The sequence below is a fragment of the Pseudooceanicola aestuariicola genome, from assembly GCF_045763785.1.
In the GTDB taxonomy this organism is placed as follows: Bacteria; Pseudomonadota; Alphaproteobacteria; order Rhodobacterales; family Rhodobacteraceae; genus Pseudooceanicola.
This window is the reverse complement of record NZ_JBJGSF010000002.1, coordinates 354,147-366,469: the sequence shown is the minus strand read 5'-3', so window position 1 is coordinate 366,469 and position 12,323 is coordinate 354,147. Positions and strand designations below refer to the sequence as shown.

At 61.4% G+C, this 12,323-nt stretch carries 15 protein-coding genes; 8 read left to right on the top strand and 7 right to left on the bottom strand.

What is annotated here, in order from left to right:
- Window positions 1-93: 93 nt before the first annotated feature.
- From ACI3GR_RS09670 to ACI3GR_RS09660, 3 genes are all read left to right on the top strand, one after another.
- On the top strand, window positions 94-1,539 hold the full coding sequence (locus ACI3GR_RS09670; protein ID WP_407494040.1) for an aldehyde dehydrogenase family protein: 1,446 nt from the start codon (window positions 94-96) through the stop codon (window positions 1,537-1,539).
- Window positions 1,540-1,772: 233 nt separating this feature from the next.
- Entirely contained in the window at window positions 1,773-2,384 is a 612-nt protein-coding gene (locus ACI3GR_RS09665; protein ID WP_407494039.1) for a hypothetical protein, read from the top strand.
- Between the two features lie 94 nt (window positions 2,385-2,478).
- The gene (locus tag ACI3GR_RS09660) at window positions 2,479-2,973 is read left to right on the top strand and encodes a transglycosylase SLT domain-containing protein (RefSeq protein WP_407494037.1); all 495 of its coding nucleotides are present in this window, start codon (window positions 2,479-2,481) and stop codon (window positions 2,971-2,973) included.
- A 9-nt stretch (window positions 2,974-2,982) separates the two neighbouring features.
- Here ACI3GR_RS09660 and ACI3GR_RS09655 read toward each other — a convergent pair whose 3' ends face one another.
- The 5 genes from ACI3GR_RS09655 to ACI3GR_RS09635 are packed head-to-tail and all read right to left on the bottom strand — an operon-like array spanning window position 2,983 to window position 6,714.
- Window positions 2,983-3,630 (bottom strand): RluA family pseudouridine synthase, encoded by a 648-nt coding sequence (locus tag ACI3GR_RS09655; RefSeq protein WP_407494036.1) that lies wholly within the window; start codon window positions 3,628-3,630, stop codon window positions 2,983-2,985.
- Window positions 3,627-4,010 carry a GFA family protein gene (locus ACI3GR_RS09650; RefSeq protein WP_407494034.1) on the bottom strand — a complete coding sequence of 128 codons (384 nt, stop codon included), beginning with the start codon at window positions 4,008-4,010 and terminating at the stop codon, window positions 3,627-3,629. Before ACI3GR_RS09650 ends, ACI3GR_RS09655 begins: the two co-directional genes overlap by 4 nt.
- Window positions 4,007-4,471 carry a GAF domain-containing protein gene (locus ACI3GR_RS09645; RefSeq protein ID WP_407494033.1) on the bottom strand — a complete coding sequence of 155 codons (465 nt, stop codon included), beginning with the start codon at window positions 4,469-4,471 and terminating at the stop codon, window positions 4,007-4,009. The genes ACI3GR_RS09650 and ACI3GR_RS09645 overlap by 4 nt, the downstream gene beginning before the upstream one ends.
- Window positions 4,468-5,508 (bottom strand): alpha/beta hydrolase, encoded by a 1,041-nt coding sequence (locus ACI3GR_RS09640; RefSeq protein ID WP_407494032.1) that lies wholly within the window; start codon window positions 5,506-5,508, stop codon window positions 4,468-4,470. Before ACI3GR_RS09640 ends, ACI3GR_RS09645 begins: the two co-directional genes overlap by 4 nt.
- 39 nt (window positions 5,509-5,547) lie before the next feature.
- Window positions 5,548-6,714 carry a thiolase family protein gene (locus ACI3GR_RS09635; protein WP_407494031.1) on the bottom strand — a complete coding sequence of 389 codons (1,167 nt, stop codon included), beginning with the start codon at window positions 6,712-6,714 and terminating at the stop codon, window positions 5,548-5,550.
- Between the two features lie 93 nt (window positions 6,715-6,807).
- Between ACI3GR_RS09635 and ACI3GR_RS09630 the strand changes: the two genes are divergently transcribed.
- From ACI3GR_RS09630 to ACI3GR_RS09620, 3 genes are all read left to right on the top strand, one after another.
- On the top strand, window positions 6,808-7,146 hold the full coding sequence (locus ACI3GR_RS09630) for an STAS domain-containing protein (RefSeq protein ID WP_407494030.1): 339 nt from the start codon (window positions 6,808-6,810) through the stop codon (window positions 7,144-7,146).
- On the top strand, window positions 7,136-7,621 hold the full coding sequence (locus tag ACI3GR_RS09625; RefSeq protein WP_407494029.1) for an ATP-binding protein: 486 nt from the start codon (window positions 7,136-7,138) through the stop codon (window positions 7,619-7,621). The genes ACI3GR_RS09630 and ACI3GR_RS09625 overlap by 11 nt, the downstream gene beginning before the upstream one ends.
- 539 nt (window positions 7,622-8,160) lie before the next feature.
- Window positions 8,161-9,738, top strand: coding sequence for a gamma-glutamyltransferase family protein (locus ACI3GR_RS09620; RefSeq protein WP_407494027.1), 1,578 nt, complete (start codon window positions 8,161-8,163; stop codon window positions 9,736-9,738).
- Here the strand turns inward: ACI3GR_RS09620 and hspQ are convergent.
- Window positions 9,735-10,061 carry a heat shock protein HspQ gene (gene hspQ, locus ACI3GR_RS09615; RefSeq protein WP_407494026.1) on the bottom strand — a complete coding sequence of 109 codons (327 nt, stop codon included), beginning with the start codon at window positions 10,059-10,061 and terminating at the stop codon, window positions 9,735-9,737. The genes ACI3GR_RS09620 and hspQ overlap by 4 nt on opposite strands.
- A gap of 83 nt (window positions 10,062-10,144) precedes the next feature.
- Between hspQ and ACI3GR_RS09610 the strand changes: the two genes are divergently transcribed.
- Window positions 10,145-11,026, top strand: a complete 882-nt coding sequence (locus ACI3GR_RS09610; RefSeq protein WP_407494025.1) for an AEC family transporter — start codon at window positions 10,145-10,147, stop codon at window positions 11,024-11,026.
- A gap of 90 nt (window positions 11,027-11,116) precedes the next feature.
- Window positions 11,117-11,698, top strand: coding sequence for a transglycosylase SLT domain-containing protein (locus ACI3GR_RS09605; protein ID WP_407494024.1), 582 nt, complete (start codon window positions 11,117-11,119; stop codon window positions 11,696-11,698).
- Here ACI3GR_RS09605 and ACI3GR_RS09600 read toward each other — a convergent pair whose 3' ends face one another.
- Window positions 11,699-12,301, bottom strand: coding sequence for a LolA family protein (locus ACI3GR_RS09600; protein WP_407494023.1), 603 nt, complete (start codon window positions 12,299-12,301; stop codon window positions 11,699-11,701). It lies immediately after the preceding gene.
- Window positions 12,302-12,323 lie beyond the last annotated feature (22 nt).

Here is a 12,323-nt window from a genome sequence, read left to right as displayed (position 1 = left end):
TTGCAGTCTTCGGGGGGGAGTGACAGAGTGGCGCAGATTTTGCGGGAAGACAGTCCGCAATGCGGAATAGTCCGCTTGAAACGGGAGAGAGCGATGCTTGAGAAACGCCAATTTTACATCAACGGGGAATGGGTCGATCCGGCGACCCCGAACGATCACAACGTCATTGATCCGTCCACCGAAGAGCCCTGTGCCGTGATCTCTCTGGGGTCCGAAGCCGACGTCGACAAAGCCGTCGCAGCCGCCAAGGCCGCCTTCCCCGCATGGATGGCGCGTGACCCGCAGGAACGGATCGCAATCGTCGAGAAGTTCCTAGAGATCTACGCCAGCCGTCAGGAAGACATGGGCAAAGCCATCTCAATGGAGATGGGCGCGCCGATCGACATGGCGAAATCCCAGCAGTGGGGCGCGGGTTTTGCGCATACCAAGAATTTCATCAAGGCCGCCAAGAACTTCCAGTTCATCCGCCCGCTTGGCGATCACGCCCCGAACGACCGCATCGTCTACGAAGGCTACGGCGTCTGCGCGATGATCACGCCTTGGAACTGGCCGATGAACCAGGTCACGCTGAAGGTGATCGCAGGCCTGATCGCAGGCTGCACCATGATCCTGAAGCCGTCCGAGGAATCCCCGCTGAACGCGATCCTCTTTGCCGAGATGATGCATGAAGCAGGCGTGCCCGCCGGTGTCTTCAACATGATCAACGGCGACGGCATGGGTGTCGGCACCGCGCTGACCGGCCACAAGGACGTCGACATGGTGTCCTTCACCGGGTCCACCCGCGCAGGCATCGCCATCAGCCAGAACGCAGCCGCGACCCTGAAAAAGGTCCACCTCGAACTGGGCGGCAAAGGCGCGAACGTGATCTTCGCCGATGCGGACGACAAGGCGGTCAAACGCGGCGTCATGCATATGATGAACAATTCTGGCCAGTCCTGTAACGCGCCGTCGCGTATGCTGGTGCAGCGCGAGCGTTATGATCAGGCGGTCGAAGAAGCGGCGGCAGCAGCGAATGCCGTCAGCGTCGGGTCGGCCCACGAAGAAGGCCGTCACATCGGCCCCGTCGTGAACGAAACGCAGTACAACAAGATCCAAGACCTGATCCAGAAGGGCATCGACGAAGGTGCCAAGCTGATCGCTGGCGGCACGGGTCGCCCGGATGGCCTGAACCGCGGCTTCTTTGTCAAACCGACGGTCTTTGCCGACGCCAACAACCAGATGACCATCGCGCGCGAGGAAATCTTTGGCCCGGTCCTGACCATGATCCCCTTCGACACCGAAGAGGAAGCGATCGAGATCGCCAACGACACGCCCTATGGCCTGACCAACTACGTCCAGACGCAGGATGCAGACCGTGCCAACCGCATGGCCCTGTCGCTGCGGTCTGGCATGGTGGAAATGAACGGCCAGCCGCGTGGCGCGGGTGCGCCTTTTGGCGGCATGAAAATGTCCGGCACTGGTCGCGAAGGCGGCATCTGGGGTCTGGAAGACTTCATGGAAGTCAAAGCCGTTTCTGGCTGGGACGCCAAAACCGCTTGATCTCAGGCCTTACTGAACCACGAATGGCGCGGGCTGGTTCCGCGCCATTTTTTGTGGGCAGATCAGATCACGCCGCGTCGAACCCCCCGGAGTCGCTGCCCGACACCCAATTAAGGTGAACCACATTTATTTTGGCAGTGACCCAGCGTCATTTCTTTTTGCAAAGCTGCGTTTGCAATATATGAAATTCCCATCGATGTTCGAATCCCCGGGCACCCCTTGGACTGAACCTTATGATCCACTCACCCTCTGGGCTTATCGGCGTCCTTGTGACGATAGCAGTGCTATTGTTCTGCGGACTCAGCCTGTTTCTGGGCTGGGGTGCCGGTGTGGACGCTTTGGTTCGGATGGGGCCCTATGGCAACGCGATTGTCCCGGCGACCAGCCTGTGCCTGATGTTGCTGGGCCTTGCGACCCTGCCCGTGCCAGCCCTTAGCCGCGTGCAAAAGCTGTCGATTGCCGTAGGTCTGGTGGCCATCGCGATTTTTGCCTTTGTTCGGGATGGCAGGATCATCGGGCTGTTCGTCTATACGCCAGGCCCTGAGGATGGCCTGTCTCATGCGACGATCATCGGGTTACTCCTTCTGGCTGTCAGCCCCGCGATCCGTCTGGGCTTCCTGCCTCTGGACAGGGAATGGACATTCCACGTCCCCCTGTTCGGGCTGCTGTTCAGCGTCGTCGCGATCTTCGGCATTAGCTTTGACGCCTATTACTTTGACCAGATCGAGCCTTTCGTGAACCTGTCGCATTATACCGCGCTGGCCATGATCTGCCTGTTTGCGGCGCAATTGATGACCTATGAACCCGCCCCTGACGACCATCACATGTCCGACTGGGTCAGCTGATGGCCGTTTTTCGCCCAGCGAAATAATACCAGTTGCCGCAACGTAGGCTTTTGCCGTCTATGGCCCCGTCTTTCGGAATTTTCGGATGGGTTCCATGTACCGATTCCTGCGCGCTGCCGCGCTTATGTTGCTATGCCTGACGCTCACCGCCTGCGCCGCCACAACGCCCGAGCCTGCGGTGTCGAAAGGCCCCCCGCTGTACCCCGGTGAAACCGCCGAGGTGCGCGCGCTGGTGAACAAATACGCCGCCCATTACGATGTGCCCGCCAGCCTGATCCACCGCGTCATCCAGCGCGAAAGCGATTACCGGGCACATGCCCGCAATGGCCCATATTACGGAATGATGCAGATCCTGCCCGCCACCGCGCGGGGCATCGGGTTTCAGGGACAGGCCAGCGATCTTCTGGACGCCGACACCAACCTGCGGTGGGCGGTGAAATACCTGCGCGGCGCGTGGCTGTTGTCGGACGGCGATGAACCCACGGCCGTGAAATGGTACGCTCGCGGATATTATTACGAAGCACGCGACCGCTGCATGTTGGTGGAAACCGGGCTGTTGGATCGCGAAATCCGCCGCAACTGCGCCTGAAGCAGCGGTCTAAAAGGGCGCCTTGGCTTTGAAGGTCATGCCCTTGCCGCCATCGGGATGCAGCAGGCGCAATTCTTCCGAATGCAGCATCAGCCGCGGATAATCCCGCGCCGCCCCGGTGGCATAGAACGGATCGCCCAAGATCGGATGCCCAAGCGCCAGCATGTGCACCCGTAACTGGTGTGACCGCCCCGTGCGCGGCATCAGGCGCACCCGCGTCTCATCATCCTTGTAACGTTGCACGCGCCAGTCCGTCTGCGCGGGCTTGCCGTTCTCATGGTCCACCATCTGAAGCGGCCGGTTGGGCCAATCGACGATTAACGGCAGGTCCACGGTTCCGGTCTTCGGCTCCAGCTTGCCAGCCACGCGGGCGACATAGGTCTTTTTCGTCCGGCGATGTTCGAACTGTAGCCCCAGATGGCGCTGCGCATGGGGTGTCAGCGCAAAGACCATGATGCCCGACGTATCCCGATCCAGCCGATGCACCAGCAGCGCGGTCGGGAACACCTCTTGCACGCGGGTCAGCAGGCAGTCTGCCAGATGTTCGCCCTTTCCCGGCACGGACAACAGGCCAGAGGGCTTGTCGACCAGCAAAAGCTCGTGATCCTCGTGGATCACCTCCAGCGGTGTATCGGGTGGGGCATAGGTGTCAGTCACGGTGTCTGCGGCAATCCGTCGGCGATGTCATAATAATCGCCCTTATCATCCGTGAAGATGTGTTTTTCCAGCCGAAGTCCTGTCGGCCCATCCAACGCCCCCAAGGCAAAGCTGATCGCGTCCTCTGCGTGGGCGGTCCAGAACAGATAGGACCCGCAGGTCGGACAAAACCCGCGCTTCGCGGTTGGGCTGGCCTCGTGCCATGCGACAGGGCCATCCATAGTCAGTTGGTCTTTTGGCACGTAGGCCGAACTCCAGACATGCCCGGACATCTTGCGGCATTGGCTGCAATGACAGACCGATGCCCCCTGCGCCGTCCCGTTGACCACAAAGGTACAGGCGCCGCACAGGCAGCTTCCGGTCAGGGCCGCGTCGCTCATGTCAGGTCCCCGCTTGCGAAGACCGACGCCAGCATCGCTGCCATCTGGTCCGCGTCCTCTTGGGTAAAGGCGTCCGGCTGATCGCTGTCGATGTCAAAGACCGCGATCACCTCTCCTGCCTTGTCGAACACGGGCAGCACCAGCTCGGACCGGGTCGAGGACGCACAGGCGATATGGCCGGGGAATGCGTCGACATCCGGAACAAGCTGCACCTCTTTTGTCCGCGCCGCCGCGCCACAGACGCCACGGTCGAACGGGATCACAAGGCAGCCGTGCCCGCCTTGGTACGGCCCGATCTTCAAAAGCCCCGGCTCGGTCACGCGGTAGAACCCTGTCCAATCGAACCGATCGTCCGAATGATGCACTTCACAAGCGACCGTCGCCATAAGCGACACGGCGTCGGTCTCGCCCTCAGTCAGGGACGCAATAACAGACCCTGATTCAGCGTAATTCACACTCATTTGGCAAACTGCCCCTTCAGCCATACCGCTGTCTTGGCAATCGCCTCACGCCCTTGCGGGATCACCTTGGTCAGCGACATGAAGGCGTGAACCTGCCCTTCATAGGTCACAAGCTGAACATCAACGCCCGCATCGCTCAGCGCCTGCGCATAGGCCAGCCCGTCGTCCCACAGCGGATCATGCCCTCCAGCGATGATGAACGCCGGGGGCTGTCCCGCCAGATGATCGCTTAGCAAAGGAGAGAACCTTGGGTCCTCACGGTCCTGACCCTCGGGCAGGTAGTGATCCAGAAACCAGTCGATCCGGATCTTGGGCAACAACGGCTGCCGCGCCAATGCCGCTAAGGAGGCCGAGTTCATCCGCCCGTCTACCGCCGGATAGATCAGCATCTGACCCTTCGGCAGCGGCAGCCCACGACTGACCAGATCATGCATCAGCCCGGCGGTCAGATTGCCCCCCGCGCTGTCGCCACCAACGATCAACGATTCCGCCACAACGTTCAGCCCCCCGGCCCCGTCCAGCAGCGCCTGATAGACCGTCAGGACGTCGTCGGGCGCGGCCGGAAACTTGTGTTCTGGCGCCAGCACGTAGTCATAGGAAATCACCCGGATGCCCGCCTGCTTGGCCAGCTTCCCGCACATCGAATGATGGCTGGTCAGGCTGCCCTGCACCCAGCCACCACCATGGAAGAACAGCAGCGTCGGCTGCGCAGCCATGACATCCCCGCCCGCAGGCACATAGACCCTCGCCGCACGATCCCCGGTCAGACCGGGCAGAGTGATGTCGCGGGTGACGACATCATCGGGGCACGGCAGATCGAACTTGACCGCCATCGTGTCCAGCTGTCGGCGGCTTTCCTCCAGCGCGGGCATTGCGTCGATGTCGCGCAGCTGCATCACCAGATCGCCCACCGCCTTGGCCTTTGGGTCGATGACCCGACCGTCCACGACGTCCAGCTTGCCGGAATAAGCCGCCTTGGCCAAAGCCTCTGGCCCCAGCACTTTGGCCAGCCCCCAGATCAACGATAATTTGCCCATGCGGCCCCCGATATAGTCTCTAATTCAGGCGAAAACGCCTTACACCCGCTCGATCGCGATGGCCGTTCCTTCGCCGCCACCGATACAGATCGCGGCGACACCACGCTTCAACCCACGCTTTTCCAGCGCGTTCAGCAGCGTCACCATGATCCGCGCACCGGATGCGCCGATGGGATGGCCCAAGGCGCACGCCCCGCCGTTCACGTTCACCACGTCGCGCGACAGGCCCATTTCCTGCATGAAGGCCATGGGCACGACGGCGAAGGCCTCGTTCACTTCCCACAGATCGACATCATCCTTGGACCAGCCGATGCGATCCAGCAGCTTCTGCGCCGCCGGAACAGGCGCGGTCGGGAACAGCGCCGGGGCCTGAGCATGACTGGCGTGCCCCAGAATGCGGGCGCGCAGGTTCAGACCCTTGGCCGCCTCACCACTCGTCAGGATCAGCGCCGCCGCCCCATCCGAAATCGACGACGAATTCGCCGCCGTCACCGTGCCATCCTTGCGGAACGCGGGCTTGAGCTGCGGAATCTTGTCCGGCCGCGCATTGCCCGGCTGTTCATCCTGATCCACGGTCACATCGCCCTTGCGGGTCGACAGGTTCACCCCGGTGATCTCGCCCTCGAACGCGCCGGACGATTGCGCATCCAAAGCGTTCTGCAACGACTTGAGCGCATATTCATCCTGCGCTTCCCGCGTAAATTGAAACGCCTCGGCACAATCTTCGGCGAAGGTGCCCATCAGACGGCCCTTGTCATAGGCATCCTCCAGCCCATCAAGGAACATATGGTCCTGCACCTGCTGATGCCCGATCCGCGCCCCGCCGCGCATCTTGGGCAGCAGGTACGGCGCATTCGACATTGATTCCATCCCGCCCGCAGCGATCACATCCGCATGGCCCAGTGCCAGCCGGTCAAACGCCATCATCGCGGCTTTCATGCCCGATCCGCACATCTTGTTCAGCGTGGTGGCCGGAACCTCTTCGTCCAGCCCGGCGGCAAAGCCCGCCTGCCGCGCCGGGGCCTGCCCCTGACCGGCGGGCAGCACGCAGCCCATCAGAACTTCGTCCACGGTCGAGGCACCGGCCCCATCCAGCGCCGCCTTGATCGCCGCGCCCCCAAGTGTCGACGCCTCGACCCCGTCGAATGCCCCTTGGAACCCGCCCATGGCGGTGCGCGATGCGCCTGCGATGTACACGTCTTGCATGAAATCCTCCTCTGGTTGGGGAATGCATACCGGATGGTAAGGATTGGCGTCTAGCGTTGCCATCACAACAGCATGCAAACGCCGGGGCAAACCATGGACCTGACTTCTGAAACCACGGGCGACGTGACCATCATCCACGTGCCGGATTCCCGCATCGACGCCGCCGCCGCCATCCGGTTCAAGGATTCCATGCGCGAACATTGTACGCGTGCGGCGGACCGCGTGATCCTGAACCTTGCCCAAGTGGATTTCATCGATTCCAGCGGTCTTGGCGCGATCGTCGCGTCGATGAAACAGCTGCGCGATGGGCAGGCGCTGGAACTGGCCGCACTGAACCCCAATGTCGCCAAGGTGTTTCGCCTGACCCGAATGGATACCGTCTTTACCATCCATGCCTCTGCCGATGCCCCGGGGCAGGCCAATGTCGGTTGAAACAGGCCGCAACCTGTCCCCCACCCCGACCGCGCGGGCCACAGGCCCCGGCGCAGTGATCGACCTGACCGCAGACCCGATGGCCGTGCGCCATGCGCTGGCCCGGCTGATCGGTCAGCTCGACCCCCTCGGGCTGGAGGATGAGGAACTGGGATCCATCGAACTCGTCACGGCAGAGGCGCTGAATAACATCGTCGAACACGCCTACCGCCACGACCCTGACGGCCCCATCAGCCTTAGCTGGAGTTTTGGGGCCACCGGCCTGTTAATCAAGATTGAGGATTCCGGTCAGCCAATCCCCCCGGACAAGCCGCCCCTCGCACCCACCCCATGCGCCCGCGAACACGCAACGCTGGTGCCCGAAGGCGGTTTTGGCTGGTTCCTGATCCAAGGCCTTGCGCGCAACATCGTCTATAGACGGGAACAGGGGCGCAATATCCTGACCTATCGAATGGCGGTGGGGTTGGATCGCTGACGATCACGGTGACGACAGGCTAGCGCGGCTGGCTTAAACGGTTTTCCCAACGCGCGACCGCAACTTTGGCCAAAGCGGCGGGGGGACAGGCTGAACCACAATGGTTTAGCCTATCGCGCAAAGACCGCGATCCCCAGACCGATTCCGATGCGAAAGCCCAAGACCTCAACGGAAAGAGCCCGCGCCAAAGGAAAATTTCCAAGGCACACCGGCCCTCTGTTCGCCGCCTCACACGCACAGCCCCCTTCCAATCGGCGTTAGCCTTAAGAAACGTTAGGGTTAACGCCCAAACCGCATAAAGGTTAACCACATCAATTGTGGCACCGGTCCGGCGGCACTTCGCGGAATGGTCCCGAAATTGTCCCGATTGTTCCCCACACGCGCCTGAAACCAAAGCGATACAGTAAGGGTAGCTGCATGGCTTCCCTCGGCGTCGCGTCAATTCAGCCCCCACCCAGTACGCGGCGCCGAGGTCTACTTCCCCCCAAGCCAAATCTACACCATGATGCCCGGACTTAGTTAACCGGAGGCATCAGACCATGCGCGATTTCCACCTTCCCGGCCGTTCCCCCGTTTGGGCCGAAAACGGCATCTGCGCGACCTCGTCCCCGCTGGCCGCCCAAGTCGCAGTGCAAATGCTGCGCGACGGCGGCAATGCGCTGGACGCAGCGATGGCAGGGGCTTTCGTGCTGGGCATCACCGAACCGCCTATGTGTGGCATTGGCGGCGATTGCTTTGCGCTGGTCTCTCCTGCCGGGTCCGAAAACATCCACGCCTTCAACGGGTCTGGCCGCGCGGTGGCAGGTGCCGACCCGCAAACCCTGCGCGATCGCGGCGAAACCACCGTGCCGCTAACCGACCCGCTGGCCGTGACGGTGCCCGGCGCGGTGGACGGATTTTTCCGGATGAACGCGCTGTGGGGCAAAAAGGGCATGGACGCGATCCTTGCCCCCGCCATCCACTATTTCGAAACCGGCGTGCCCATGACCGCCCGCGTCACCAGCGATTACCGTGGCCTTGCCCCGCGTATGACCGAGACGGGCAAAAAACATTTCCTGCCGTGGGGTGAACCGCCCAAACCCGGCGCGCGTCTGACCCTGCCCGGACAGGCCGAAGTGCTGCGCCGCATGGCCAATGACGGCGCGCAGGCCTTCTATACCGGCGAAGTGGCCGAAGACATCATCGACACGCTTCAGGCCTTGGGCGGCCCGCACGCCTTGGACGATCTCGCCGCCGTCGAAGGCCACGAAACAGACCCTATTTCAGGCGAATATCGCGGAATGGAGCTGTGGGAGCATCCGCCGAACGGCCAAGGCGCGACCGCGATCCTGCTGGCCAACATCCTTGCGCAATTCGACATCGCTTCGATGGATCCGTTCGGCGCACAGCGGATGCATATCGAAGCCGAGGCCACCCGCCTTGCCTATGACGCGCGCAACCGCTTTGTCGCTGACATGGACCACATGACCCGGCTGGACCACATGCTGGACCCATCGACAGGCGCGAAACTGGCCGCGCTGATCGATTCCAAACGCGCCACCGCCCAGATCGGCACCACGGCCGAAGCGGTGCACAAGGACACCGTCTATATCACCGTGGTCGACGGCGACCGCATGGCCGTGTCGCTGATCTATTCGGTCTTTCACGGGTTCGGGTCCAACATCTGCACCGACAAATTCGGCATCATGCTGCAGAACCGCGGCGCAGGCTTCAGCCTGACGCCGGGCCACGAAAACGAAATGGCCCCGGGCAAGCGCCCCCTGCACACGATCATCCCCGGGATGCTTAAGGAAAACGGCAAGGTCATCATGCCCTTTGGCGTGATGGGCGGCGCCTATCAGGCCTGTGGCCACGCGCATTTCATGTCGAACATCCGCGATTTCGGTATGGACCCGCAGGCCGCCATCGATGCCCCGCGCGCCTTCCCGGAAGGGGAAATCCTGACCATCGAAAATGGCTTCAAACCCGAGGTCGTGCAGGAACTGGCTGACATGGGGCACACGATCAAACCGCCGCTGACCGCCATCGGCGGCGCGCAGGCGATCCGTATTCACGACAACGGCTTCCTTGAGGCGGGGTCGGACCCCCGCAAGGACGGTTGCGCGATCGGGTATTAATTCAGCTGGAAATGCAGCGGGTAGGTGCCATCCTGGAACGGCCCGAACAGGTCGGGAATATCAGGGTGGTCCACCGGCACGCCGGAATAATCGGCGACGAGGTTCTGTTCCGACACATATGCCACGTAGTAGCTTTGGTCGTTTTCCGCCAAAAGATGGTAAAACGGCTGTTCGCGTTCGGGGCGGCTGTCCTCGGGAATGGCGTCGTACCATTCCTCGGTGTTGTTGAACTCGGGGTCGACATCAAAGATCACGCCGCGGAACGGATGCTTTTTGTGCCGGACCACCTGTCCCAAATGATATTTGGCGCGAGTCTTTAACATTTCTTGCAGCCCCCTTAAGCCACACCTACCGTGTTCATCCGGTTCCTGTCCAACAAAGTAACCCGAAATTAAGGAAACACTCTGTGAACCTCGCACTTACAGTCCTTGAAATCGTAGCGCCAGTCTTTCTCTTGGCCGCTATCGGCTTTGCCTGGGTGAAGGCCGGATTTGAATATAGGGTAGAGTTCGTAACGCGTCTGGCAATGACCCTGTCGGTCCCCTGCCTGATCTTCGTCGCGCTGATGCGCGCGGATATCGACCCTTCCGCGCTGACGGCGCTTTCTCTCGCGTCGGTTGTATCTTATGGGCTGTTGACGGTTGTCGTCGCCGTGGCGCTTTGGGCATTGAAATACAGCCAGCGCACCTATCAGGCGCCGCTGATCTTCGGCAACACGGGCAACCTTGGCCTGCCCTTGGCCCTGTTCGCCTTCGGGGAAACCGGCCTGTCCTATGCCGTCGTAGTCTTTGCTGTTATGGCGATCTGGTCCTTTACCTACGGCATCTGGATCGTTTCGGGCGGCGGATCGATGACCAAGGCACTAAAGGAACCGCTGGTCTGGGGCACCGTGCTTGGCGGGCTGTTCCTGTGGCAGGGCTGGGAAACACCGACCTTCCTGACAAACACGCTAGAGTTGATCGGCCAGATGGCGATCCCCCTGATGCTGATCACGCTTGGCGTCGCGGTGGCGCGGCTGTCGCCCGGCAATCTTGTTGCGGCGGTCGGGATGTCGATCGTCAAACTGATCCTCTGCATCGGCATCGCATGGGGCGTTGGCCGGGCCTTCAACCTCGACGATGTGGCCTTTGCCGTTCTGGTGCTGCAGATCGCGACGCCGGTTGCCGTGACGTCTTACCTGCTTGCGGAAAAATACGGCGCCGATGCGCAATCCGTCGCCGGTCTGGTCGTCGTGTCCACCCTGTTTTCGGTCGCCGCAATTCCCTTGATTCTAGCTGTTTTGCTGTGACTTTCGCGAATTAGTGAGTTCACGGCGTCAGCGGAATTTGCTAAAATGATCGTCAAAGTGCGTTAGACACGAACAGAGGCGAGAAGGCAGATGAAAAGAACGGTTGGCGCCGTCCTGATCCTATTGATGTTGGCTGCATGTGGCGGCCCCAAGGGATCCCCCCGAAACCTGGATAATGCCTGCATGTTGCTGCAGGAACGCAAACCCTATGCCCGGGCCTTCCGTAAGGTCGAACGCAAGTGGGGTGTGCCGACGCACGTCATGATGGCGATGATCCATCAGGAATCCAAATTCGACGGCAACGCCCGCACGCCGCATCGCTTTGCCCTTGGCGTGATCCCGATGGGCCGCCAGTCCTCGGCCTACGGCTACTCTCAGGCGCTGGACGGCACGTGGGACGAATATCGGGATGAAACCGGCAACCGCCGTGCCCGTCGCAACGATATCAACGACGCGACCGACTTCATGGGCTGGTACATGACCAAGACCCGCGATCGCCTTGGCATCCCGCTGGACGACACCTACAACCAGTACCTCGCCTACCATGATGGGCACACGGGCTACAAACGTGGGACGTGGAAAAGCAAGGGCTGGCTGATCACCGTGGCGGGCAAAGTCTCTGCCCGCGCCGAGGTGTATCGCAGCCAGCTGGCCCGTTGCCGCTACCGCTGATCAGCGGTCGGCAACGTAGCCGTCGTTAAAGTTGAACAGCGACTGGCTTAACTGCATGCCCGAACGCATTTCGCCCAGCACGACGGTCGTGGCCGATCCGCTGTCGTCGTGCACGACCCACTGGCGCAGCTGCGTCGGGTTGGCGGTGAACACCAGCTCGATAAAGCCATATTCAGGGTTCTTCGGGTCCTGCGCCCTGACAATGGTGGACGGCCCGTCTTCGCGGTGTCCGGTGACCATATTGGCCTGACCAAGGTTCACGTTGGGCGCAAGAATAATGTTCAGCGGTGTGCGTTTCAGCGGATATTGTTCAACCGACTGATCGCCTTTTTCGTCGAAAATGCCGACCGCACCGTGATCCGCGATCACGTAGGATTTGTTCGGCGGATCATATTCAAACCGCATCTTGCCCGGCCGCTTCAGGTACAGCGTGCCCGTGGATACGGACCCGTCCCCGGCGATCTGGGTGAACTTGGCCTGCGCCGTCTTGATGCTGTTCAAGTACGACGACAGCTGGTTCAGCGGAATTTTGTCAGCCCATGCGGCAGGCGCGGCAAGGGCAAGGGTCAGGGCCGAAGCGGCCATCAAGCGAAGCGTTTTCATGAGGATAAAATTAGGCCCTGGC

What these genes read in the sequence shown, in the direction of transcription:
- ACI3GR_RS09670 (WP_407494040.1), top strand. Translation starts at nt 94, where the DNA reads ATGCTTGAGAAACGCCAATTTTACATCAACGGGGAATGGGTCGATCCG.
- ACI3GR_RS09665 (WP_407494039.1), top strand. Translation starts at nt 1,773, where the DNA reads ATGATCCACTCACCCTCTGGGCTTATCGGCGTCCTTGTGACGATAGCA.
- ACI3GR_RS09660 (WP_407494037.1), top strand. Translation starts at nt 2,479, where the DNA reads ATGTACCGATTCCTGCGCGCTGCCGCGCTTATGTTGCTATGCCTGACG.
- ACI3GR_RS09650 (WP_407494034.1), bottom strand. Translation starts at nt 4,010, where the DNA reads ATGAGCGACGCGGCCCTGACCGGAAGCTGCCTGTGCGGCGCCTGTACC.
- ACI3GR_RS09645 (WP_407494033.1), bottom strand. Translation starts at nt 4,471, where the DNA reads ATGAGTGTGAATTACGCTGAATCAGGGTCTGTTATTGCGTCCCTGACT.
- ACI3GR_RS09640 (WP_407494032.1), bottom strand. Translation starts at nt 5,508, where the DNA reads ATGGGCAAATTATCGTTGATCTGGGGGCTGGCCAAAGTGCTGGGGCCA.
- ACI3GR_RS09635 (WP_407494031.1), bottom strand. Translation starts at nt 6,714, where the DNA reads ATGCAAGACGTGTACATCGCAGGCGCATCGCGCACCGCCATGGGCGGG.
- ACI3GR_RS09630 (WP_407494030.1), top strand. Translation starts at nt 6,808, where the DNA reads ATGGACCTGACTTCTGAAACCACGGGCGACGTGACCATCATCCACGTG.
- ACI3GR_RS09625 (WP_407494029.1), top strand. Translation starts at nt 7,136, where the DNA reads ATGTCGGTTGAAACAGGCCGCAACCTGTCCCCCACCCCGACCGCGCGG.
- ACI3GR_RS09620 (WP_407494027.1), top strand. Translation starts at nt 8,161, where the DNA reads ATGCGCGATTTCCACCTTCCCGGCCGTTCCCCCGTTTGGGCCGAAAAC.
- hspQ (WP_407494026.1), bottom strand. Translation starts at nt 10,061, where the DNA reads ATGTTAAAGACTCGCGCCAAATATCATTTGGGACAGGTGGTCCGGCAC.
- ACI3GR_RS09605 (WP_407494024.1), top strand. Translation starts at nt 11,117, where the DNA reads ATGAAAAGAACGGTTGGCGCCGTCCTGATCCTATTGATGTTGGCTGCA.
- ACI3GR_RS09600 (WP_407494023.1), bottom strand. Translation starts at nt 12,301, where the DNA reads ATGAAAACGCTTCGCTTGATGGCCGCTTCGGCCCTGACCCTTGCCCTT.